This window comes from Streptomyces sp. NPDC127197 (assembly GCF_042672405.1).
GTDB classification, from domain to species: domain Bacteria; phylum Actinomycetota; class Actinomycetes; order Streptomycetales; family Streptomycetaceae; genus Streptomyces; species Streptomyces flavusporus.
On sequence record NZ_JBHXVG010000019.1, the window covers coordinates 122,290 to 143,930 of the forward strand.

Genomic DNA, 21,641 nt, shown 5'->3' on the forward strand with positions numbered 1-21,641 from the left:
CGTACCCGTCGGCAGCTCTCGCGCGTCCCTGCCGTCGGCTCGAAGACCGCCCCGCGCCGTACGACGCAGCTCGACACCTCGGGTACCTGCCGTGCCGAGGGCACCGAGTCGATCACACGAGGCTCATGGTCTCGACCGCCCCCACAGTCCCCGCCGGGAGCGAGGAGCAGGGCGACTTCACGCCCCTCCAGCGGCCTCAGTTACGGGACGGCGCCCCACAGCACTTCTTGTACTTGCTGCCGGAGTTGCACCAGCACGGGCCGTTGCGCGCCGGCGGCCAGGCCGACACCCGGTCGGCCCGGTGGCGCAGCAACCACTCGCCGAAGTCACGGCGGGTGGCCGCCTCGCCCGGGTCGCGCCCCTGTTCACGGGCGTATGCCTCGTAGTCGTGGACGGTGCCGGTCACCAGGTGGACCCGAGCCGCTCCCGCGTCCTCATAGGCGCGGGCCTCGCGCTGGAGCGCCTGCGCATAGGTTCCGTAGTCGTCTCCGTACAGGGCGGTCGACTCCGGCCAGCGCGAGCGCACCACGGGGAAATCCTGCCGCGTCCAGCGCAGCACGATGCCGTCGAAGGCTCCGCCGTCCTCCGGGGGGTCGATCCGCCGCCCCTGCCGCGCCCGGTCCCACTCCAGGACCGTCTCGCGGAGCGCCGACAGTGCGGCGTCCGCCTCGGCCTCCGCCGCCACGTCCTCCTCGTCCAGCTCGATGCCCAGCTCCCGGCGCAGGAAGTTCCGACTGATCAGCAGGCCATGGCGAGTCTGCTCCCACTCCTCGTGGCCGCGGTGCGACTCCAGTAGGTCGAGTGCTTCCTGGCACCACTCCAGCGCCGCCTTGGGGCGGGCCGACTCGGTCAGCGTCTCGACCATGTCGTCATAGACCCCGACCGCCTCGAAGCCCAGCGCGCTCGCGGACAGCTCGCCGCGCAGCACGGCCGCCTCTGCCTCGGCCTCGTCCCCTCGTCCCAGCGCGAGCAGCTGACCCACCACCCCCACCCGGGCGTGCAGCCCGCTCACTCCCGGGCAGTCGGCCGCGCGCCGGAAGACCGCGAGGACCTCCTCGCCCGCGCCCTTGCGGGACATGATCCACCCCGCGTCCGTCAGCGCCCGCGCCTCCTCCGGGTGCCCGGCATGCGCCTCGGCCCAGGCCAGACACTCCTCCGCCACCGGTTCCCGGCCCAATCGGCCGAGCAGTTCCTGGTAGGAGTCCGCCTGCTTCACCTTGTCCGCCACATTCACCCGGCGAGCCTACAAGCCAGCCGGCAGCGCCCTCACGAAAACGAGGGCGGAGACGGCGGGGACGGTGAACTGTCAGCCGAGGCCGGCCTTGTCCAGGCGGGCCAGGAAGCCGGTCTTGCGGCGGTGTTCGGCACGCAGGCCGTGCAGGTAGTCGGTGAATTCCGGCTCGGTACCGAGCTCACGGTGCACGTCGCGCAAGGTCTTCAGGTGACGGACGGCGTACTGGTAGCGGTACTTGTTGCCACTCTCCCCGAGATAGAGGTCGATCAGCCTCCGGTACGGGACGACAGTGTCGGCCGGATGGACGGGCCGCCGCTCGGCGAGGAGGTCCTGCAGGACGTACGTCGACAGGGCATCGGCATCGAGATGCGCTGTCGCTGTCTGCCATGCCTCTTCGGCCAGGCCCTCTGCGCGCAGGCACGCGATCAGTTCGGTGACGTGGGCGGGGTTCTCGGGCAGCCGGGCGCGCAGCAGGTCCAGGGCCCAGGTGACCGTCTGCGGGCTGCCGACCTCCCGGGCCGTCGCGGCCAGCGCTGCGAACGCGGAGGCGAGCGGGGTGCGGGCGAAGACGTCCCGGCGCACCGACACGGCTTCCTCTCCCTTCCCGCCGGCGATGAGGAGTGCGACGAGCTCGTCCGTGAGCCGCGGCTTGAACGGGCTGGCGGGGTGGGCCTCCAGCCCGCGGCGTGCCCAGTCGGTGGCCTCCGCCTCCCGGCCTGCGGCCCGGAGCGCGCGGACGATCTTGACGTACTGATCGGGTCCGGTCAGTGACCGGGCGAGTACCTCGACGTAGTGGTCGGTGTCGCCGGAGATCTCCGCGAGCTGTTCCCGCAGATGCCGCACGCCGAAGGCGGTGCCCCATTCGTCTGCCTGCTCGGGATCGCCGGCGCGCTGCTCGACCAGGTCGGTCAGCTGCCGCAGGCCCCGCTCGCCCAGGGCGGGGGCGAAGTCGGCCAGAGGGATGTCGGGCCAGCCGGGGCCGTCGAACACCGTGGTGGCGATCCAGTTCGCCAAGGCTCGGGGATCCTTGGGCGGCGCCGCCGCCAGCGCCTGGGCGTAACGGGCAGTCAGTGCGCGCAGGGCGTCCCCGCAGCTACCGGAGGAGTCGTCCAGGTACATCAGGGCCCGGGTGACCCGGTCCACCGCTGTGCGCAGCCGACGGGCCGCCTCGGCCGCATTCCCGGTCTCCAGCAGGCGTCCGGCCGCTTCGTCGACGGCCCACGCGGTGGCCACGTACTCGCGGTGCCCGGCGTACGGACCGCGTCGCCGGTCTCGCCGCAACCCGTCGACCAGCTGCTGAAGGGAGGTCTCCTCGCTCATGGCTCCATCTCAGCACGCCGCGGGGCGCGGGTAGGGTTGCGGGCCGTGAGCGAGTACCAGTACTACGAGTTCCTGGCCGTCGACCGACCTCTGGATCCTGCACAGTTGCAGCAGGTCCGGTCCCTGTCCACCCGGGCCACCATCTCCCCGACCCGCTTCGTCAACGAGTACCACTGGGGCGACTTCCGCGGGGACACCACCAAACTGGTCGAGCAGCTCTACGACGCCCACCTGTACTACGCGAACTGGGGCAGCCGCCGCCTCGTCCTCCGTCTGCCTGCCAACGTGCTCCCGGTGAAGACGGCCGCCGCCTACGTCATGGAGGAGGCCCTCACCGTGTGGACCCGCTCCGGACACACCCTGCTCGACTTCTCCCTGGACAGTGAGGACGGCGGGGAATGGGACTTCGAGACCTCCCTCGAGCTGTCCTCCCTGATCGGCCTGCGCGCCGAACTCGCCGCCGGCGACCTGCGCCCCCTCTACCTCGCCTGGCTGGCCGCCCTCACCATCTGGGAACTGGCCGAGGACGACGAGGAGGAGTATGCCCGCGAGACGGAACCGCCGGTCCCCGCCGGCCTGTCCGAACTCACCGGCCCGCAGCGCGCCCTGGCCGACTTCCTGAAAGTGGACCCCGACCTGCTGACCGCCGCAGCCCAGGCGAGCGAGCCCAGCCCCGCACCGGGCCCGGACCGGCGCGAACTCGCGGCGTTCATCGCATCCCTGCCCGCGAAGGAGAAGGACGACCTGCTCCTGCAAGCCGTCCTGGGCACCAGCCCCCAGCCGGGACCAGAGCTACTGGCCCGCTACCGCTCCACTGCCACCCCCGCCACCACCGCCCCGCCCACATCGCGCCGCAGCGCCGCCGAACTCCTCGACACGGCCTACCACTGCCGCACCGAACGCACCCGGCGCGAGTAGGAGACCCACTGCAAGGCCGTAGAGGAACGCGCCCGCGCCGCAGCCCAGGCCCGCCAGCGGCACCTGGGCGGCCGACCCGACACGGCTCGGCCCCTCGCCCGCGGGCCAGGCAGGATGGGGTCATGCGTCATACCACGGCCGTTCGCCGTCTCCGTACGATCACCGACGCCTGCGACCGTGCCCGGCGACTGCCCGGCGGCGGTGCTCTTCTTGCCGCGCATGCCTTCGGCCCCATCCTGGACGGGATGGGAGACATCCCGGTGGTGCACATCGCCCTTGTTGTCGACTTGCCCGCCGAGGAACTGCCCTGGGGCGTCGAGCCTCCCGAGTGCACCGCGCTGGCGAACCTCCTCGACCTTGGCAAGGCGCCGGTCGTGCGGCGCTGGCGGCCCGCGGCCTGGCCGGTGTGGAACCACGCGATTCGTCGTCCGCTGCGCATCTGGTCCCCCACCGGACCCGATACCCGTGCGCTGGACGCGCTTGCCGCGGGCCAGGCCGGCCCGCTGCGGCTGGCCGCCCCCCCAGCCGACGGAGGAAGCCGAGCAGCGACTGGTCGAATCCGCCGCCTCCCTCCTCCGCCTGCGCCGGGTACGCGACAGCTACTGGGACGACGACTGACGGCGCGCCCACCGAGGCTCCGGCCGGTTTCCGGAGGACTCGCTCTGGGAGGCGGTCGACGGCCACCTCGAACTGCTCGACACGGCAGCCGAGGAGCCGCCCACAAATAGCTGTGGGTCTGGCACCGCCCGGACGTAGACAGCGCCGCCCAAAGGGATCGCTGCTGCTCAACGGTGGCGGTGGGTGTTATGTGACGGCGAGGTGATGTCGCCCGCCCACGAGACGCCATGACCCGCCAGCTGATACGCCAAAGGCTGACGCCGTCACCGTGGAGCCAACGCACGTGCCCCCACTGGAGGTGAGCATCTTGGCTCCTCGCTCTCCCGAGCGGGGTCGTCTTTACCGGCGCTGCGACTTCCGTCGGCCCGACGGCCGGCAGTTCGGTGCCAGCTGTCCGAAGCTCAAGGGCCTTTCCCGGCACGGCTCGTGGGCCTTTGCCGTCGACCTGCCGTCCGCCGACGGCAGACGCAAGCCCCACTGCCGCAGCGGCTTCCCCACCCGCAAGGCCGCCCACGCCGCCCTGGAGCACGCCCTGTCCTGCGAGCGCACTGGACTGCACTGCGACGAGCACCTCACCCTCGCCGCCTACCTGACCGATTGGCTGCGTACCAAGGAGGAGGCGCTCAAGCCGACCACGTTCGTCCGCTACCGTGACTACGTCCGCGCCGGCCTCATCCCGTCCTTCGGACGCATCGCGCTCCAGGACCTGCGCCCGCGGCACATCATCGCCTGGCAGGAGGCCGAGCTCGCTCGCGGCCGGGGGCGCACCACCGTCTACCGGATCGGCGCCGCCCTCTCCAGCGCCCTCGGCACGGCCGTGCGCGCCCGGCTGATCCCGGACAACCCGTGCAGACACGCGATGACGCCGCGGCCCGCGGCGCAGGAGCGGATCTGCTGGAACCCCACCCAGGCGGCCGCATTCCTGCGTCACAACCACACCCACTACGCCGACCAACTGGCCGACTTGTTCGAGCTCCTGCTCGGCACCGGCATGCGCCGCGGCGAGGCCCTCGGCCTGCACTGGACCGATGTCCACCTGCCCGAGAAGACCCTGCTGGTGCGCTGGAACCTCACCGCCGTCAACAACAACCGGCTCTACCTCGGCCACCCCAAGACCAAGGCCAGCCGAAACTGGGTGAGCCTGTCCCCGCGCGTTATTGCCGCGCTGGAGCGCCAGGCCGCCCTCGCCCGGGCCGACCAGCCCCTGGACACCCCGTTGGAAGGACTGGTTTTCTGCCAACCGGACGGCTGCCCTCTGCGCCCGCAAGGAGTCCTGAGCGTGCTCCGGCAACGCTCTGCGGAGCTCGGCCTGCCTCGGATCGGCGTCCACGACCTGCGCCACACCGCCGCAACCATCATGATCAGCTCACGGGTCCCGCTGGCCGTGGTCTCCAAGACGTTGCGGCACTCGACGCTGTCCACCACGGTCAACCTCTACGGCCATCTGCTGCCGTACGCCGCCCGCGACGCCGTCACCGCCATCGACAAGGCCCTGTCACGCGCCGACCGCACGCACTATCAGACCGCTGCGGTGTCAGATGACCAGGCGGCTTGAGACCGGCCGCTGAAGCGGGCGCGGGTTGCCATCACGTGTCACACGAACGCATCCAGCGGGGCTGCCGGAAACAGCAGACCCGCTGGTGAACACCGTCGGGACGACAGGATTTGAACCTGCGACCCCTTGACCCCCAGCGGAGCCACTGAGCGGTGTGCGACGGGTCGTTCTTCGAGGTCAGTGTCAAGCGTACTCGGCCGAGTAAAGGAGTCTGTGCACTCAGGCCTTCTGCCGGGCAGCCTCGTCGCCTTGCGTTCGAGGCCCGCGGCGGTCTCCGTGGCGGCGGCAGCCCGCGAGGCGTCCTGCTGAGGCGCTCCGGACACCTGCTCCGGCGTAGCCACTACCCCCGACCTGCGGGTTCCGATGCCTTGATCCCCTACACCACCTGGCGGGACGCCATCTGGGGGGATGACCTCCCTACGTCCTCTGGCACTTCCGTCGGCGCGCCTCGGCCGACAGCCGGGCAAGTCGGAGCATGTACGCGGTCCTTGCGCGCTGTACGAGGCCCTCGCGGCCCAACGGGCCAACCCGATCGACTCCTACCTCGGGCCCCTGGGGCAGTTCACCCTGGGCAACTCGAACCACCTCAACCACACGGTCTAGACCCGGGCCCTGCACGCCTACCTGCGCTGGCGCAACATGAACCGCCGCCCGCGACGTCCTCGCAACCCAAACGACGTGAACGCGCCCGCATCCGAAGCAAGAAAGGAATCCGATGGGGCGGCAGACCCAGGCCCACGCGGCATGAGGGCCGCCAGTAGCAGCACTTACGGGGCGTCTTCTACGCAGTGTCCCACGACGGCGACCGCGGAGTCCAAGTGTTTTCCGGTCGGCGGCGGTGCTCTGGGTCGCCAATCCATAAGGACTGCAAGGGGATTGACGTAGAAAACGCTTGCCATCTACGGTCCCCTCCGGATTCGCGAACAGCTTTCGGTATACCGAACAGCGAAGGAGTCGAGGCGGGATGGGGAAACAGAGAAGACCCGGATGGGTGTCGATTGCCGCGGCGACCACCCTCGCGCTGACGACGGGTACGATCGCCGCCCCGGCCGCCCACACCACGGACGATCCCGTGGAAGTCGTGGTCAACGGGGACGACGTCCGTGCCGACAACGTGAACGGCTTGACCTACAAGGGCCTCGGAGTGCTCAGCTGCAACAGCACGAGCAACCTGCTGATGGACTACAAGGCGGAGCACCCTGCCCGGTACTGGCAGCTCATCAGGGTCCTCTTCGGCGGAAAGAACCCGCTGATCAACCACGTCAAGGTCGAGATGGGTTCGGACACGAACACGTCGACCGGTTCCGATCCGGCGACCATGCGCACGGCGGACGAACTCGCCGACGCCTCCCGTTCTCCCGGTTTCCAGCTGGCCGCCGACGCCAAGACGGTCAACCCGAGGCTCAAGGTCTCGATTCTCCGCTGGGTGATGCCCCAGTGGGTTCAGACCGAGTGGAACAAGGGCACCGGCACCGACGAGATGTACAAGTGGTACAAGGAGACGATCCTCGACGCCTACGAGAAGTACGGCTACATGGTCGACTACGTCAATCCGGACACCAACGAGACGCGCACCCCCGACATCTCCTTCGTCAAGTGGTACAAGAACGCGCTGGTGAACGACACGGACTTCGCCGATCCACGCTACGGCCTGACGCCTCGTCAGCAGAAGGCGGCCGCGAAGGCGTACCACGACATCAGGATCACCGCCTCGGACGAGAACACCACGAAGAACATCGGCCCCGCCCTGCTCACGGACGCCGAACTCTTCGGCATGGTCGACGCGGTGGGCTACCACTACACCACCGACGACCGGCTGGACGGCACTCCGGAGAGCGCCACGTACCGGCCGTACACGAAGCTGGCGACCGGTGACAACACGTACGGCCAGGACAAGGAGGTCTGGTACAGCGAGGGCGTCGGCTCCTTCGGCTGGACGGACTACCGGGTCAACAACACCGAGGGCCCGGGTGGCGCGAGCACCGGGATCGGTGGGGTGCAGAGCGCCCTCGACCTCGCCAACCGCTCCGTGAAGAGTTACGCCAACTCCAAGCGGACGCACTACATCTTCCAGCCGGCGATCGGGTCCTTCTACGAGGGTGCCCAGTACAGCCACAAGGAGCTGGTCAGCGCCCGCGACCCGTGGTCGGGTCATCTCCACTACGACGCCGCGGTGCATGTGATGCAGCACTTCACCCAGTTCGCGAAGACAGGCTGGGAGAACGACACCAACACGGCCGGCATCTGGCGCACCGTGCCCGAGGCGAGCTACAGCGGCGTGAGCGGCACCGAGAACGTCGACGGCTCGAACGGCGCACCCAGTTACATGACTCTCGCCGACCCGGCCAAGAAGGATTTCTCCACCATCGCCGTCAACGACAGCGACCGGTTCAGGACCTACCGGATCAAGGCCGAGAACATGAACCTGGGCGGCGATCCCACCATGGAGGTCTGGGAGACCCGTGCGGCGGACGCCGGTCAGGCCTACGACGCCAACTTCAAGCACCTGGCCGCCCAGATCCGCCCCGACGGCGACGGTTACTACGTCTACACGGTCAAGCCGCGATCGATCGTCACCTTCACCACGCTCGACAAGAGCCACGACAACGCGACGCGGCAGCGCCTGCCCGAGTCCGGGAACCGCACGGTGCTCGACACCGACGCGACCGGCAAGAAGCACAACACCCGCGACAAGGTTCTGTACGCCGACGACTTCGGGTACGAGGAGGAAGGCAGGGTCCAGGTCGGGACGGGCAACGGCGCGCGCAAGGTGTCCCAGCCCTACCTCGAGTCGCGCGGCAACCAGCCCCGCTACATGGTCGACCAGACCGGCGCCTGGGAGGTCGGCGAGAACGCGAGCGGCGACAACGTGCTGTACCAGTACATGGACCAGTCCATGAAGGACACCGGCGCCTGGAACCGCAACACCCCGAACACGACGGTCGGCGACTTCCGCTGGGAGAACTACAAGGCCACGGTCGATGTCTCGTTCCCCCCGGACACGGACGGCGGACTCGCCGCCCTCGGCGTCCGCCAGCAGAAGGGCATGGCGATCGCCGACGCCGCCTACAACGTGCGCATCGGCCCGAACGGCGTATGGACCTTCTACGAGTACGGCAAGGCCGTCAGTACGGGAACGGTCGCGGCGTCCGACACCTACCGCCTCGCCATTGAGGCGAAGGGCGCGACGATCACGACGTACATCGACGGGAAGCCCGTCGCGACGTACCAGGACCCGACTCCGCAGACCGAAGGCCGCGTCAAGCTCGGCACCGACTTCCACAAGATCGCGTTCGACAACCTGAAGGTCGAGAAGGTCGACGGGTACACGCCCTACGCGAGTGCGCAGCTCGACAGCATGGACGGCTCGATCGCCTACGAGGGCACCTGGAGCAGGAAAGCCTCACTCGGCGACGCGATGGACTGGTACCGCTCGACGTCGACGAGCACGACCGCCGGCGCCTCCTTCACCGTCCCCTTCACCGGCACCGGCATCGACGTCATCGGCGGCAACGACGGCAGCGCCGTTCTCGACGTCTATGTCGACGGCAAGTTGACCGCAAAGGACGTGAAGACGGCCGCCACCGACAAGCGCCTCGCGACGTACGCGCTGCGCGGCCTGCCCGAGGGCAAGCACACGGCCAGGTTCGTGCTCAAGTCAGGAAAGATCGTTCTCGACGCGTTCAACGCCATCTCCGGTGACGTGGACGGCACCGTGGACACGACACCGATCCACACCGCCCTCGACGAGATCGGAAGTCCGGCACAGGACGACTACACGGCCGACTCATGGGCCCTGTTCGCCTCCGCCTTCTCGGCCGCGAAGGCCGCGGTGTCCGGGCAGAAGGGTCTCGACATCATCGGCGTCGAGCAGATCACGGACAGGCTCGACAAGGCGTACGACGGGCTGGTGCGCAAGGACGGCAGCGCGCGGTAGCCGGCCGCGGCGTCAGGCGGGGGCCGCGCCGCCCCCGCCTGGTCCGCCAAAGCAAGTGCCGGTCCCGAAAAAGCGCTGCTCCGGTGGGCAGGCTGCCCCGGTGTACGAGGAGCTGTGGCTGCGCAACCAGACCTGGGCGGACCTGAGACCGACAGGGCGCACGTTCGACCCGGACGCCGCGCACGAGGTGGGCCGCGCGCCCCCATGTTGCAGTACAGCCGGATGATCGCCTCGTCCCGCAGCTGGGCGAACTCCCCGCCCTTGCAGGTGCCCAGCAGCTTCGAGGTCTCCTCATCCCGTATGACGGGGATCAGCTTCTGCGGCAGCTTCGGCTGCCGCACCCCTTCCATGGGCGACCGGTCGATCTCCCCCTCGTCCAGCATCAGCCACTTGAAGAACTGCTGCAGCCCCTTGTGCTTGTTTCAGCGCCGTCGACGCCGACCGCGTCTCGATCATCCACGCCTGGAACGCCTCCACGTGCGCCCGCGTGACCTCCACCGGATCCCCGGCCGCGGCGTCGGCGTCCGGATCCGGCGAGTACTCCCGCAGGAACCGCGCCAGCTGCGCGGCCGCCAGCAGATAGTTATAGCGGGTGGTCTCCGGATAGTTCCCGGCCCGCAGCGAGCGGTCCCAGTCCCGCAGGAACCCCGACCAGGTCTTCGACAGACCCGCGGTCATCTTCTCCAGGTCCAGCAACGGCATCTTCGCCGGCCTCCGAGTAAAGGTGCCGATGAGCGGCATGCTCAACCTCGAAGCCGGAAACGACCCACACAGAAGAAGGGCCCCCACAGGCTGTCGCCTGCGAAGACCCTTCGCACCGTCGGGACGACAGGATTTGAACCTGCGACCCCTTGACCCCCAGTCAAGTGCGCTACCAAGCTGCGCCACGTCCCGGTGCCCGTACCCGCGGCGGCCGCGTGAACGTGCAGGTAAACCCTACCTCATGCACGTGACAGCCCCGGGAGACGGATCGGGCATGCCACCGCCCGCGTGAGTGTCAGCCTCGCGCGGCGGGTGTGGCGGGCTCCGGTGCGGTGTCCGGTGCGTCGTCGGCCGAGCGGGCCGGGACGGCCGGGCGGCCGGGGCGGCGGGCGGGGACGAGGAGTGCGGCGAGGGCCGCGGCGAGGCAGAGGACGGCCAGCAGGGCGAAGCCGTGCGTGTAGCCGGAGTCGTAGGGCAGGCCCGAGGGCTGGAGGCGGCCGGTGACCAGGACGCTGGTCACCGCGGCGCCGATGGATCCGCCGATGGTGCGGATGTTGGCGTTCATGCCGGTGGCCGCACCGGTCTGCGCCGCCGGGACGCTGCCCACGATCAGGTTGGCCATGGCGGCGAAGGCGAGCCCGATGCCGAGGCCGAACACGCCTGCCACGAAGGCGACCTGCCAGGGCCGGTCGTGCCACAGGGCGAGGAAGCCGCAGGCGACGGCGCCGAGCGCGGCGCCGGTGATGAGGAGCGTCTTGGCGCCCAGCACCGGCTCCAGCCGGCCGCTCAGCACGCCCGAGAGGAACATCGCGACCAGCATCGGCAGCATGAGCAGCCCGGCCTCGGTGACGCTCGCGCCGAAGCCGTACCCCGCGGAGGCGGGCGTCTGCACGAACCCGGGGAGGAAGGACCAGATCGCGTACATGCCCGCACCGAACAGCAGCGCGGCGGTGTTGGTGGTCCACACCGCGGGCAGCCGCATGACCCGCAGGTCGATCAGCGGGGTGCGGGAGCGGGCCTCGGCCAGCAGCCACAGCGCGAACAGGGCGACGGCAGCGGCGAACAGGCCGATGACGCGGGCCGAGCCCCAGCCCCACTGGCCCGCCTGGCTGAGCGGCAGCAGCAACGCCACCAGCCAGGCCGACAGCAGCGCGGCGCCGAGCCAACTGACGTTCCCTTCGGCCCGGTTGGGCGATTCGGGCACGTACCGCAGGGCGATGAGCGTGGTGAGTGCGACGATCGCGACGGGGATCCAGAACAGCCAGCGGTAGTCGAGCGCGGAGACGATCGGTCCGGCCGCGACGACGCCGACGCCACCGCCCGCGGCGATCACCGCGGACAGGTTGCTGATGCTGCCGCTGACCTGCGCCGGGGCGAACTCGTCCCGGATGATGCCGAAGGACAGCGGGAACAGGGCTCCCCCGGCGCCCTGGACGACACGGGCGACGATCAGCACGCCGATGCTCGGCGCGAGCGCGGCGAGCAGACAGCCGGCCAGCACCGTCAGCAGGACGGCGACGAGGGTGCGCTTCTTGCCGATCAGGTCGCCGACGCAGCCGAGGATCGGAGTGAACACCGAGGCCGACAGCAGATAGGCCGTCATCACCCAGGTCGCGGTGGATTGCGAGGTGTGCAGGGCGTGCTGGACCGTCGGCAGGGCAGGCGCGATCAGCGACTGGAGCATGGCGAAGACGCCGGCACCGGTCGCGAGGACCGCGAAGGTGAGACGGGTGGACTTGCGGGGCATGAAAGGCCTCTCCGGACAGGACAGGTGCGGCCGAGGTCATCCGGCGCGGACGTACGGACGGGCGCGCTGCGGGGCAGCGTCGGGCACGCCGACGGCCGCGGGGAGCGGTCGTGGAGGGGTGTGGCGTATGGGACGGGCGGTGCACTCGGGTGCAGGGCCCGTGGCAGGGTCGATACGGGGGTGTCGTCGCGTCGGTGATGCGTGCGGCCGCACGCATCCACGGCGCAGACACCCGCACTGCTAAAGTGGAGGTACTCCTCCACTGTAGCGGAGGCTTACCTCCGCTTCAATCCCGTCCGTCCTAGGGAGGCAGCAATGACGGCCCAGACGTTTCCCGTGAGCGAGATCGTGGCGTCCCGGCGACCGCACCGGAAGGACGCCGCCCGCAACTACGACGCCCTGCTGGCCGCCGCGCGCGAGGCGTTCGCCGAGCACGGCGCGGACGCCTCCCTGGAGGACATCGCCCGTCGCGCGGGCGTCGGCATCGGCACGCTCTACCGGAACTTCCCGACCCGTCGGCATCTGTTCGAGAGCGTGTACGCCGGCGAGGTGAACGACCTGTGCCAGGTCGCCCAGGAGGTCGCCGACCAGGAACCGTGGGAGGCGCTCACGGCCTGGCTGCACCGGTTCACCGGGTACATGGTGACCAAGCGGGCGGTCCGCGAGGCGCTCAACGACGAGTCGGACATCTTCCTGACCTGCCGGGAGTCGATGTACGCGGCCGGCACCCCGCTGTTCGAGCGGGCGCAGCAGGCAGGGGTGGCGCGCAAGGACATGGACTTCGGGGACCTGCTGCGCATGGTCGCGGGCATCACCTCGACGAGCTTCGTCGACGACGCCCAGCGCGACCGTGTCCTGTCCGTCGCGCTGGACGGCGTGCGCACCGCGCGCTGAGTCGCCGGTCGAAATTACTACCTGCCCATCGCCTCCTTGCGCAGCAGTTCCAGGAACGTGGGGGTGCCCTGCGTCGTGCGTACGTCGACGTAGGCGCGCACGTGGCGGTCCTCGACCGCGTGGTGCAGCAGTGCGTGGGCGAGGTCGGCGCGGGCGGTGTACCGGCCGGGCAGCCGTGCCGTGCCGACCTGGTAGTCGCTGACCGTCTCCGTGTCGAACAGGCCGCCGGGGCGGATGACCGTCCACGCGTGGTCGGACTCGCGTACGACGTCCTCCATGCGGCGCATGTCGGCGTAGACCGTGCGGCCGAGGAAGCGGACGACCGCCGGTTCCAGCAGCCTGCGGAAGAGGAAGCCTTCACCAGGTGCCGCCGTGTCGAAGAGGACGGTCGAGGTCACGGCCACCAGGCGTCGCACGTTGTGCTTGGTCATGGCCTGCGTGATGTGGGTGATGCCGGCGGAGTACACCGTGACGGGACGGCGGCCGTACGGCACGCCGAGTGCGGAGATCACCGCGTCCTGTCCGGCCACGGCCGGTTCGACCGCCGCCGGATCGAGTACGTCCGCGCCGACGACGCGCAGCCCGGGGCCGGTGACCGGGAAGGCGTCGGGGCGGCGGGTGACGGCGGTGACCGAGTGCCCTGCGGCGAGGGCCTGTCGGGTGGTCTGCCGTCCGGTGGGGCCGTTCGCGCCGAAGATGACGATGTTCACTGGCTTTCCTCTCGTGCGTGTGGGTTTCCGCCAGTTGTGAGGGCGCGGCGGCCGGGAGTGTGACATCGCCGGGCGCGCCGTAAGAGTTCCGTCATCTCCTGACCGTCGCGGTCCGGCCGTACGCACATATTGAATGGATCTCCCGGAGAACGGAACGGGAGGGGACGCCATGGGGCGTATGGGCAGGGTGATCGTGGTGGCGCTGGTGCCGGCCGTGGCGTTGGTCGGGGCGGGGCTGTACTGGTTCCAGCCGTGGAAGCTGTGGCAGGACGAGACCGTGCAGGAGGCGCTGCCCGCGGCGACCGGGGCACCGGCGCCCGCACCGAGCACCTCGGCCTCGCCGAGCACCTCGGCATCGCCGGAACCGGCGGGCCCGGTGACGGTGGCGCGCGGCGAGCTGATCAGTCACGAGCACGCCACGTCCGGCACGGTGACGCTGCTGCGGCTTGCGGACGGCTCCCACGTGCTGCGTCTGGAGGACCTCGACACCAGCAACGGTCCGGATCTGCGGGTGTGGCTGACGGACGCGCCGGTGAAGGAGGGCCAGGCAGGCTGGCATGTGTTCGACGACGGCGCGTACGAAAGCCTGGGGCGGCTCAAGGGGAACAGGGGAGACCAGAACTACGCCGTTCCCGCCGGCGTGGACCCGGCCGCCTTCACGAGCGTGAGCATCTGGTGCGACCGGTTCGACGTGTCGTTCGGGGCGGCGGAGCTGGCTCCCGCGTGAGCGCAATGCCGGCCCACGTCGGGGCGCCCGCCGCACCGGGCGCCCCTGGGACCGTCACCGCGGGACAGCCGCCGTCCGCTGTGCGGCGGCTGTCTCCACGGCCATCGCCGTACCGAGCAGCCGCGTGAGCGCGAGCTGTTCGGCCTGCGTGGCCGTGCCCAGGCTCAGCCGGGCCGGTACAACGCGGCGAGCAGTTCGATCACGGCCTGGGTGGCGGGGTGCGGGTCGTCGCGCCACCAGATCAGCCGTACGGCGACCGGTTCGGCGTCGCGCACCGGCCGGTAGACGACGCCGGGGCGCCGGTACTGGTGGGCGGTGGACTCCGCGGTCAGCCCGATGCACCGGCCCGTGGCGATCACGGTGAGCCAGTCGTCGACATCGTGGGTCTCCTCGGTGGCCGGGCGGGAGTCGGGGGGCCACAGGTCCACTGTCGTGGTGCCGGTGCGACGGTCGACGAGGAGCGTGCGCCCGCTGAGATCGGCGAGCCGGACGGAGCGACGCCGGGCCAGCGGATCGTCGGCGGCCAGGGCGCACAGCCGCCGTTCCAGGCCGACGATGGCGGAGTCGAGGCGCCGGTCGTCCGGCACCCTGCGCACCACCGCCAGATCGCACATCCCCTCCAGCAGGCCTGCGGTGGGCGAGTTGACCCGCACCAGGTGCAGTTCGGTCTCCGGGTGCACGGCGCCCCACTGGCGCTGGAAGGGGAGTGTGTGCCGGCCGAGCGCCGCCCAGGCGTAGCCGACCCGCACCTGGATGTGCCCGGAGGTGGCCTCCCGGACCAGGTGGTCCACCTCTACGAGCACCCGCCGGGCGTGCGCCACGACCCGCAGTCCGGTCGCCGTCGGCGTCACCTGACGCGAGGTGCGCCTGAGCAGCCGTACGCCGAGGGCACGTTCGAGGGAGGCCAGGGTGCGCGACACGGCGGCCTGGGAGACGCCGAGCGCTGTCGCGGCGTCGGTGAAGGTGCCCTCGTCCACGATCGCGACGAGGCAGCGCAGTTGACGTAGCTCCACATCCACATCCATGACTCAAGCGTATGGATGGATCGGAGGTTGCATTTTGCGCAAGAGCAGTACGGCTGCACCATCGCGGGCATGCGAGCAGCTCCCGCACGCCGCGCCGTGCCCACGCGTCTTCCCAACCCGCAGTCGCCCGCCAGGGGTTGGGCCGGTGTGGTCACGATGGTCGCCAGCGGCCTGTCCAACCAGACGGGTGCCGCCGTCGGTGCCCTGGCCTTCCCCGTCATCGGCCCGGTCGGGGTCGTCGCGGTCCGGCAGTACGTTGCCGCCGCCGTCCTGCTGGCCGTGGGCCGCCCGCGGCTGCGGGACTTCACCTGGCCTCAGTGGTGGCCGGTGCTGCTGCTGGCCGTGGTGTTCGGCACCATGAACCTCAGTCTGTACACCGCCGTCGACCGGATCGGTCTCGGGCTGGCGGTGACGCTGGAGTTCCTCGGCCCGCTGAGCATCGCCCTGGCCGCCGTCCGGCGTCGCCTGGACGCCTGCTGTGCGGTGATCGCCGCGGCGGGCGTGGTCACCCTGATGCGTCCGCGACCCTCCGCCGACTACGTGGGGATGGGCCTCGCCCTGTTGGCGGCCGTGTGCTGGGCGTCGTACATCCTCCTCAACCGCACCGTCGGCCGACGCGTCCCCGGCGCGCAGGGGGCGGCGGCAGCGGCGGGCGTCTCGGCCGTGCTGTTCCTGCCGGTGGGCATCCTGGTCGCCGTACAGCGCCCGCCCACCGCCGAGTCGGTCGCCTGGGCGGTGGCTGCGGGTGTCCTGTCCTCGGCCGTGCCCTACCTCGCCGACCTGCTGACGCTGCGCCACGTCCCCGCCCAGACGTTCGGGCTCTTCATGAGCGTCAACCCGGTCCTCGCCGCGCTGGTCGGCTGGGCCGTCCTCGGCCAGGGCCTGGGGAGCTGGGAGTGGGCCGGCATCGGGGCGGTCGTCACGGCGAACGCGCTCAGCATCGTCACCCGGCGCGCGTGAGGGCGACCGCGACGTCACCCTCGGACGGTGGCCGTGGTGCCGCGGATCTCCAGCGTCGGCGTGGCGAGGTGCACGCTGCCCTGCCCTCCGCGTCCCTCGAAGCGATCGAGCAGACAGCGGGCGGCGCGACGGCCGACCTCGTGGCCGGCGTTGTCGACGGTGGTGAGCCACAGGTGCCGCAGCCGGGAGATGCTCGTGTTGTCGTAGCCGGTGACCGACAGGTTGTCCGGGACCCGCAGGCCCAGCGCCTCGGCCGCCGACAGGGCGCCGACGGCGGCGATGTCGTTGACGGCGAGGACGGCGGTGGGCCGGTCCGGGCGGCCGAGCAGCCGGACGGCGGCGCGGTGGCCGCCCTCCTCCGTCATGTCGCAGGCTTCGACGATCGCGCCGTCCGCGAGACCGTGCTCCCGCATCGTCGCCTCGAAGCTGCGGCGCCGCAGCTCGCCGACCGCGCCGTAGCCCGCGATGTGCGCGATGCGGCGGTGGCCGAGCCCGATGAGGTGCTCGGTGACCAGCCGCGTGCCCCGCTCGTCGTCGCCGGCGACGACGTCGACGCCAGTCGGTACGGGTTCGCGGGCGCCGGCGACGACGAGCGGGATGCGGTCGGCGACCGTGCCGAGCGCCGCCGGGTCGGGCAGGGTGCCGACCACGATCAGCCCGTCGACCCGCAGGTCCAGGAAGGGGCCGGTGAGGTCGTGTCCCGTGCGGCGGTTGAGGCGGGCGTCGGCGAGCAGCATGTGCAGGCCGTTGTCATGGAGGAGGGAGTTCAGGCCGTCGAGGAGATCGACGAACCACGGGTTGCGCAGGTCGTTCAGGAGGACGCCTACCGTGCGGGTGCGCTGCTCGCTGAGGCTGCGGGCGGCGGCGTTCGGCCGGTAGCCCAGCTCGCGCACGGCCCGCAGCACGGCCTCCCGCTTCTCGGGCCGTACCTGGCCGGAGCCGCGCAGCACCAGCGAGACCAGCGACTTGGAGACGCCGGCGTGTTCGGCCACGTCACGGATGGTCGGCGGTCGCATGGGATGGACCGTTCCATGAGACGCGCCGGGTTGTCAAAGGGGTTGACACCTTGCGGAAGATCCGCCCAGGGTGGCCTGGACAGGATATGGACCGGTCCAAAAAGGGGCTGTCATGGTGGATGCGCTCGGTGTCGCCGTCGTCGGATTCGGCTGGATGGGCCGGGTGCACACCCAGGCGTACGCCCGCCTCCCCCACCACTACCCCCGACTGCCCCTCCGCCCGCACCTCGTGACAGTCGCCGAGGAGGTGCCCGGCCGCGCCGAGCAGGCCGCCGAGCAGTTCGGGTTCGCCTCGGCAACCCGCGACTGGCGCGAGGTGGCCGCCGATCCGCGCGTGCGGGCGGTCAGCATCACGGCGCCGAACTTCCTGCACCGCGAGATCGGCGTGGTGATGGCCGAGGCCGGCAAGCACATCTGGATCGAGAAGCCGGTCGGCCTGACGGCCGAGGACGCCCGCGCGGTCGCCGACGCGGTCGCCAAGGCCGGCGTCCAGGGCGCGGTCGGCTTCAACTACCGCAACGCGCCCGCCGTGGAGGCCGCCCGGGAGCTGATCGCCACCGGCGAGATCGGCACGGTCACGCATGTCCGCATCCGGCTGTTCAGCGACTACGCGGCGCATCCCGAGGGCGCGCTGACCTGGCGGTACGAGCGGGAGCGCGGTGGCAGCGGAGTGCTGGGCGACCTGGCCTCGCACGGCGCGGACCTGGCCCGTTTCCTGCTCGGCGACATCGCGTCGCTCACCGCCGACACGGCGGTCTTCGTCCCGGAGCGGGCCCGCCCCACCGGCGCCACCGCGGGCCACTCCCGCGCCGCGGGCGGTGAGCTCGGCCCGGTCGAGAACGAGGACTACGTCAACTGTCTGCTCCGCTTCGCCTCGGGCGCCCGCGGTGTCCTGGAGGCCTGCCGGGTCTCGGTCGGCGAGCAGAACAACTACGGCTTCGAGGTGCACGGCACCAGCGGCGCGGTGTTCTGGGACTTCCGCCGCATGAACGAGCTGCGGATCAGCCGCGGCACGACCTACCAGGACCAGCCCGTCAGCACCGTGTACGTCGGCCCCGGGCACGGCGAGTTCGCCGCCTTCCAGCCGGGCGCCGCCAACGCCATGGGCTACGACGACCTGAAGGTCATCGAGGCGTACCGCTTCCTGCGCTCGATCGCCGAGGGCACACCGCACGGCGCCACGCTGTCGGACGCGGTGCACAGCGCAGCCGTACTGGACGCGATGGCGCGGTCCGCGGAGAGCGGCGCCTGGGTCGCCGTGGACACGCAGGCGTGACGGTGAGCGGTCAGCGCGCCTTGCGGGCCCGTCGGCCGATCGCGGTCTTGACCGGGATCAGAACGAGCCACCACCACACGGCCGCGGACCCGATCAGCAGAGCCAGCGGGATGGTGAGGAGGAAGATCACCACCGTCGTGGCGCCGTCCAGGGCGTCCAGCGCGGTGCCCACCTCCGAAGGCTCCTCGCCGTGCAGCCAAGGGCGTCGAGCCAGGAGGACGACCAGCGCGAGGTGGGTGGCACCGAGTGCGGCGACCGCCGCCGCGTAGATGGCGACCGAGGCGGGTTCGTCACCGTAGTCGGAGATCAGCCTGGTGGGGAAGGGCAGCAGTGCCGCAACGCCCAGGCCGAGCACGGCCAGTGCGATGACCTGTCCGTCGACCTGCCGGACGGCGCGGAAGATCCGGCGGTGGTCGCGCCAGAAGCTGCCGAGCACCGCCACGCTGAGCGCGTAGGCGCCCAGGTCGGGGAGGAGCTCGCGCAGAGCCTCGTGGTATTGCGCGGAGTCAAGGCCCCGCGGCACGGTGAGATCCAGGACGAGCAGGGTGATGGCAATGGCGAACACGCCGTCGGCGAGGGCCACCAACCGCTCGGGCCCGCCGTCCGGGATGGATTTCCACATGCGCACGACGGTAGGGAGCCGGTGCCCGCCGAGCGGGGATACACGCCCGGGCCGCGACCCCGAACGCCGTCGTGGGTCACACGGCCGTCGCCTGCGGCGGCATGTTGTAGGGCGTGACCACCTGGATCGCGGACGGCAGGGTCGGTCCGGCGGGCGGCAGGGCGCCCTGGGCGCGCATCACGATGTGGCAGGCCTCCCGCACGTCCTGGCGCAGGTCGTGGTGGAGTACGGCGGACAGACGGTGCTCGCGCAGCAGCCGGGTGTTGTCGTGGTCGAGGTCGTGCGCGACGAAGACGACGCACTCGCGGCCGACGTCCTCGAAGGCCCGGAGGGTGGCGATGTTGCCGCCACCGATCGAGTAGACCGCGCGGATGTCCGGGTCGCGTTCCAGAGCGGCGCGCACCAGGTCGTACTGCGTGGCGTCCAGGCCCTGGCCCTCGGCGATCTCGACGAGCGTGCGGTCGGGATGCCGGGCGCGCATGGCGGCGCGGAAGCCCATCTCGCGCTCCTCCTCGTTGCGGAAGAAGCCGCTGCTGAGGCTGGTGAGCACATGGGCGGGCCGGTCGCCGAGCCACTGGTCCATGAGGTATGCGGCCGTCGCGCCCGCCGCCCGGTTGTCGATGCCGACATAGCCGAGGCGTGCACTGGCGGGCAGGTCGGTGGCCAGGGTGACGACCGGTATGCCGGCGGCCGCCAGCCGGCCGACGGCGGCGGTGACCTCGGGGACGTCGGGCGCCTTGAGGATCACGCCCTGTGAGCCACGCCGGGTGATGCGGTCCAGCGTCGCGACCAGCTCACCCACCGGGCCGGTCTCCCGGAAGTGGAAGCGGGAGCGCAGCACCGCCGGGTGCAGGGACGGCAGTTCGGCCTCTAGGGCGGCGCGTACGGCGGTGGTGAACCGCTCCGGCGCATGCATCACGATGTCGACCATGAAGGTGCGGCCGACGAGGCGGACCTGGGTGCGCTGCCGGTCCAGGTCGGCGATGGCCTGCCGGACCTCACGGGCGGTGCTCTCGCGCACCCCGCCCCGCCCGTTGAGGACCCGGTCGACGGTCGCCTCACTGAGGCCCGCCTGCCGTGCGATCTCCCGGATCGGGAAGGGGTGGCCCATGCGATCGGCTCCTTGAGGGCTTTTTGATGGCTCGCTGCTGGTTGTTCGAGGGGTTTGTACTGACAAGAATGACAGCGCTGTGTCGCCCCTGTCACCGAAAGGACGAGGATGTCCTTCACCTCCTGGCTGTCCGAGCGGGACTGCGATCTCGACGCCTTCCGCGCGCTGGTCGAGCGGAAGACCGATGTCGCCGACTACCCCTGCGCCGCGTCCGTGGAGCGGAACGTCCTGGTGTACGAGAGTGACCGGCTGCCGGGGAGCCGCCGGGACCTCCAGGCCGAGCTGGTGCGCGCGCTCGCCGAGGGCCCGGGCATCGTGATCTTCCGGGGGGCGTTTCCGGATCCGGCGATCGTCGACGGGATCACCGCCGTCTTCGACGCCCTGATCGCCGAGCAGCACGCCTCGGGCGCGACCGCCGGTGACCACTTCGCCAGGCCGGGCGCCAACGACCGGGTGTGGAACGCACTGGAGAAGGCGGCCCTGTTCGACCCCGAGACGTTCGCCGACTACTACGCCAACGATGTCCTGGCCCTCGTCTCCGCAGCCTGGCTCGGCCCCGGTTACCAGATCACCTCGCAGGTCAACGTGGTCAACCCGGGGGGCGCGGCCCAGACCGCACACCGTGACTACCACCTGGGCTTCCTCTCCAGCGAGACGGCAGCGGCGTACCCGGCGCACGTCCACCGGCTCTCCCCCGCGCTCACCCTCCAGGGCGCGGTCGCGCACTGCGACATGCCGGTCGAGACCGGCCCGACGATGTACCTGCCGTACTCGCAGACGTACGAGCCGGGCTATCTGGCGTGGCGACTCCCCGAATTCCAGGCGTACTTCGAGGACCGTCACGTCCAACTCCCACTCGCCAAGGGCGACGCCGTCTTCTTCAACCCGGCGCTGTTCCACGCCGCCGGCACGAACCGCTCCGCGGACGTACGGCGGATGGCCAACCTCCTCCAGGTGTCCTCCGCGTTCGGGCGCGCGATGGAGACGGTGGACCGGGCGGCCGTCGTGAACGCGCTTTTCCCGGTGTTGCTGAAGCGCAGGGCCGAGGGCGTGGACGAGGCGTGGCTGGAGAACGTGATCGCCGCGAGCGCCGAGGGCTACCCCTTCCCCACGAACCTCGACAGCGACCCGCCGGTCGACGGGCTCGCCCCGCCCTCCCAGGCGGACGTCGTACGGCGCGCGCTGCGCGAGACATGGGCTCCCGACGCTCTGCGGGAAGAGCTGCGGGCCGGCGCCGAGCGGCGCCAGAGCTGAAAGGACCTGGAAAGA

The 21,641-nt window shown here is 70.8% G+C and carries 18 protein-coding genes, 1 tRNA gene and 1 pseudogene; 10 read left to right on the forward strand and 10 right to left on the reverse strand.

Annotation, left to right across the window (positions count from 1 at the left end; genetic code table 11):
- Positions 1 to 196: 196 nt before the first annotated feature.
- Together ACFVJQ_RS27200 and ACFVJQ_RS27205 are read right to left on the reverse strand one after the other, a co-directional pair.
- Positions 197 to 1,234, reverse strand: a complete 1,038-nt coding sequence (locus tag ACFVJQ_RS27200; RefSeq protein ID WP_385514585.1) for an SEC-C domain-containing protein — start codon at positions 1,232 to 1,234, stop codon at positions 197 to 199.
- A 72-nt stretch (positions 1,235 to 1,306) separates the two neighbouring features.
- Positions 1,307 to 2,554, reverse strand: a complete 1,248-nt coding sequence (locus tag ACFVJQ_RS27205) for a DUF6880 family protein (RefSeq protein WP_385514586.1) — start codon at positions 2,552 to 2,554, stop codon at positions 1,307 to 1,309.
- A gap of 45 nt (positions 2,555 to 2,599) precedes the next feature.
- Here ACFVJQ_RS27205 and ACFVJQ_RS27210 point away from each other — a divergent pair, with 45 nt between their 5' ends.
- The 5 genes and pseudogenes from ACFVJQ_RS27210 (at position 2,600) to ACFVJQ_RS27230 (ending at position 9,582) form a co-directional block, all read left to right on the forward strand.
- Positions 2,600 to 3,472 carry a hypothetical protein gene (locus tag ACFVJQ_RS27210; RefSeq protein ID WP_385514587.1) on the forward strand — a complete coding sequence of 291 codons (873 nt, stop codon included), beginning with the start codon at positions 2,600 to 2,602 and terminating at the stop codon, positions 3,470 to 3,472.
- Between the two features lie 465 nt (positions 3,473 to 3,937).
- Positions 3,938 to 4,090: a hypothetical protein gene (locus ACFVJQ_RS27215; RefSeq protein WP_385787770.1), complete on the forward strand. Its 153-nt coding sequence runs from the start codon at positions 3,938 to 3,940 to the stop codon at positions 4,088 to 4,090.
- Positions 4,091 to 4,397: 307 nt separating this feature from the next.
- Positions 4,398 to 5,645 (forward strand): tyrosine-type recombinase/integrase, encoded by a 1,248-nt coding sequence (locus ACFVJQ_RS27220; protein WP_385787773.1) that lies wholly within the window; start codon positions 4,398 to 4,400, stop codon positions 5,643 to 5,645.
- A 513-nt stretch (positions 5,646 to 6,158) separates the two neighbouring features.
- A pseudogene (locus ACFVJQ_RS27225) lies at positions 6,159 to 6,406 on the forward strand (IS630 family transposase); the annotation flags it as partial.
- Positions 6,407 to 6,609: 203 nt separating this feature from the next.
- Complete coding sequence (locus ACFVJQ_RS27230; RefSeq protein WP_385787776.1) at positions 6,610 to 9,582, forward strand: GH59 galactosidase; 2,973 nt, start codon at positions 6,610 to 6,612, stop codon at positions 9,580 to 9,582.
- A gap of 291 nt (positions 9,583 to 9,873) precedes the next feature.
- Here ACFVJQ_RS27230 and ACFVJQ_RS27235 read toward each other — a convergent pair whose 3' ends face one another.
- The 3 genes from ACFVJQ_RS27235 to ACFVJQ_RS27245 form a co-directional block, all read right to left on the reverse strand.
- Positions 9,874 to 10,323, reverse strand: coding sequence for a phage integrase N-terminal SAM-like domain-containing protein (locus ACFVJQ_RS27235; RefSeq protein ID WP_385787778.1), 450 nt, complete (start codon positions 10,321 to 10,323; stop codon positions 9,874 to 9,876).
- A gap of 79 nt (positions 10,324 to 10,402) precedes the next feature.
- Positions 10,403 to 10,476 (reverse strand) — tRNA-Pro (locus tag ACFVJQ_RS27240).
- Between the two features lie 103 nt (positions 10,477 to 10,579).
- A complete protein-coding gene (locus tag ACFVJQ_RS27245; protein ID WP_385787781.1) occupies positions 10,580 to 12,031 on the reverse strand; it encodes an MFS transporter in 1,452 nt (483 codons plus the stop codon).
- A gap of 315 nt (positions 12,032 to 12,346) precedes the next feature.
- On the opposite strand from ACFVJQ_RS27245, the gene ACFVJQ_RS27250 reads away from it, so the two are divergent.
- Complete coding sequence (locus tag ACFVJQ_RS27250) at positions 12,347 to 12,925, forward strand: TetR/AcrR family transcriptional regulator (protein ID WP_385787784.1); 579 nt, start codon at positions 12,347 to 12,349, stop codon at positions 12,923 to 12,925.
- Between the two features lie 17 nt (positions 12,926 to 12,942).
- Here ACFVJQ_RS27250 and ACFVJQ_RS27255 read toward each other — a convergent pair whose 3' ends face one another.
- The gene (locus ACFVJQ_RS27255) at positions 12,943 to 13,635 is read right to left on the reverse strand and encodes an NAD(P)-dependent oxidoreductase (RefSeq protein ID WP_385516388.1); all 693 of its coding nucleotides are present in this window, start codon (positions 13,633 to 13,635) and stop codon (positions 12,943 to 12,945) included.
- Positions 13,636 to 13,804: 169 nt separating this feature from the next.
- On the opposite strand from ACFVJQ_RS27255, the gene ACFVJQ_RS27260 reads away from it, so the two are divergent.
- Positions 13,805 to 14,362 (forward strand): DM13 domain-containing protein, encoded by a 558-nt coding sequence (locus ACFVJQ_RS27260; RefSeq protein WP_385516389.1) that lies wholly within the window; start codon positions 13,805 to 13,807, stop codon positions 14,360 to 14,362.
- A gap of 164 nt (positions 14,363 to 14,526) precedes the next feature.
- On the opposite strand, the gene ACFVJQ_RS27265 is transcribed toward ACFVJQ_RS27260, so the two are convergent.
- Positions 14,527 to 15,381: a LysR family transcriptional regulator gene (locus ACFVJQ_RS27265; protein WP_385516446.1), complete on the reverse strand. Its 855-nt coding sequence runs from the start codon at positions 15,379 to 15,381 to the stop codon at positions 14,527 to 14,529.
- Between the two features lie 75 nt (positions 15,382 to 15,456).
- Here ACFVJQ_RS27265 and ACFVJQ_RS27270 point away from each other — a divergent pair, with 75 nt between their 5' ends.
- Entirely contained in the window at positions 15,457 to 16,347 is an 891-nt protein-coding gene (locus ACFVJQ_RS27270) for a DMT family transporter (RefSeq protein WP_385516390.1), read from the forward strand.
- Positions 16,348 to 16,361: 14 nt separating this feature from the next.
- Here ACFVJQ_RS27270 and ACFVJQ_RS27275 read toward each other — a convergent pair whose 3' ends face one another.
- Positions 16,362 to 17,363 (reverse strand): LacI family DNA-binding transcriptional regulator, encoded by a 1,002-nt coding sequence (locus tag ACFVJQ_RS27275; protein WP_385787788.1) that lies wholly within the window; start codon positions 17,361 to 17,363, stop codon positions 16,362 to 16,364.
- A 112-nt stretch (positions 17,364 to 17,475) separates the two neighbouring features.
- On the opposite strand from ACFVJQ_RS27275, the gene ACFVJQ_RS27280 reads away from it, so the two are divergent.
- Complete coding sequence (locus ACFVJQ_RS27280) at positions 17,476 to 18,639, forward strand: Gfo/Idh/MocA family protein (RefSeq protein ID WP_385787791.1); 1,164 nt, start codon at positions 17,476 to 17,478, stop codon at positions 18,637 to 18,639.
- A gap of 10 nt (positions 18,640 to 18,649) precedes the next feature.
- On the opposite strand, the gene ACFVJQ_RS27285 is transcribed toward ACFVJQ_RS27280, so the two are convergent.
- Both ACFVJQ_RS27285 and ACFVJQ_RS27290 read right to left on the reverse strand, forming a co-directional pair.
- Positions 18,650 to 19,261 carry a TMEM175 family protein gene (locus tag ACFVJQ_RS27285; RefSeq protein WP_385516394.1) on the reverse strand — a complete coding sequence of 204 codons (612 nt, stop codon included), beginning with the start codon at positions 19,259 to 19,261 and terminating at the stop codon, positions 18,650 to 18,652.
- Positions 19,262 to 19,337: 76 nt separating this feature from the next.
- Positions 19,338 to 20,372, reverse strand: coding sequence for a LacI family DNA-binding transcriptional regulator (locus tag ACFVJQ_RS27290; RefSeq protein ID WP_385787794.1), 1,035 nt, complete (start codon positions 20,370 to 20,372; stop codon positions 19,338 to 19,340).
- Positions 20,373 to 20,480: 108 nt separating this feature from the next.
- Here ACFVJQ_RS27290 and ACFVJQ_RS27295 point away from each other — a divergent pair, with 108 nt between their 5' ends.
- Positions 20,481 to 21,626 carry a phytanoyl-CoA dioxygenase family protein gene (locus ACFVJQ_RS27295; protein ID WP_385787797.1) on the forward strand — a complete coding sequence of 382 codons (1,146 nt, stop codon included), beginning with the start codon at positions 20,481 to 20,483 and terminating at the stop codon, positions 21,624 to 21,626.
- Positions 21,627 to 21,641: the final 15 nt, after the last annotated feature.

What these genes read in the sequence shown, in the direction of transcription:
- ACFVJQ_RS27250 (WP_385787784.1), top strand. Translation starts at nt 12,347, where the DNA reads ATGACGGCCCAGACGTTTCCCGTGAGCGAGATCGTGGCGTCCCGGCGA.
- ACFVJQ_RS27280 (WP_385787791.1), top strand. Translation starts at nt 17,476, where the DNA reads ATGGTGGATGCGCTCGGTGTCGCCGTCGTCGGATTCGGCTGGATGGGC.
- ACFVJQ_RS27205 (WP_385514586.1), bottom strand. Translation starts at nt 2,554, where the DNA reads ATGAGCGAGGAGACCTCCCTTCAGCAGCTGGTCGACGGGTTGCGGCGA.
- ACFVJQ_RS27295 (WP_385787797.1), top strand. Translation starts at nt 20,481, where the DNA reads ATGTCCTTCACCTCCTGGCTGTCCGAGCGGGACTGCGATCTCGACGCC.
- ACFVJQ_RS27270 (WP_385516390.1), top strand. Translation starts at nt 15,457, where the DNA reads ATGCGAGCAGCTCCCGCACGCCGCGCCGTGCCCACGCGTCTTCCCAAC.
- ACFVJQ_RS27235 (WP_385787778.1), bottom strand. Translation starts at nt 10,323, where the DNA reads ATGCCGCTCATCGGCACCTTTACTCGGAGGCCGGCGAAGATGCCGTTG.
- ACFVJQ_RS27285 (WP_385516394.1), bottom strand. Translation starts at nt 19,261, where the DNA reads ATGTGGAAATCCATCCCGGACGGCGGGCCCGAGCGGTTGGTGGCCCTC.
- ACFVJQ_RS27275 (WP_385787788.1), bottom strand. Translation starts at nt 17,363, where the DNA reads ATGCGACCGCCGACCATCCGTGACGTGGCCGAACACGCCGGCGTCTCC.
- ACFVJQ_RS27260 (WP_385516389.1), top strand. Translation starts at nt 13,805, where the DNA reads ATGGGGCGTATGGGCAGGGTGATCGTGGTGGCGCTGGTGCCGGCCGTG.
- ACFVJQ_RS27230 (WP_385787776.1), top strand. Translation starts at nt 6,610, where the DNA reads ATGGGGAAACAGAGAAGACCCGGATGGGTGTCGATTGCCGCGGCGACC.
- ACFVJQ_RS27245 (WP_385787781.1), bottom strand. Translation starts at nt 12,031, where the DNA reads ATGCCCCGCAAGTCCACCCGTCTCACCTTCGCGGTCCTCGCGACCGGT.
- ACFVJQ_RS27290 (WP_385787794.1), bottom strand. Translation starts at nt 20,372, where the DNA reads ATGGGCCACCCCTTCCCGATCCGGGAGATCGCACGGCAGGCGGGCCTC.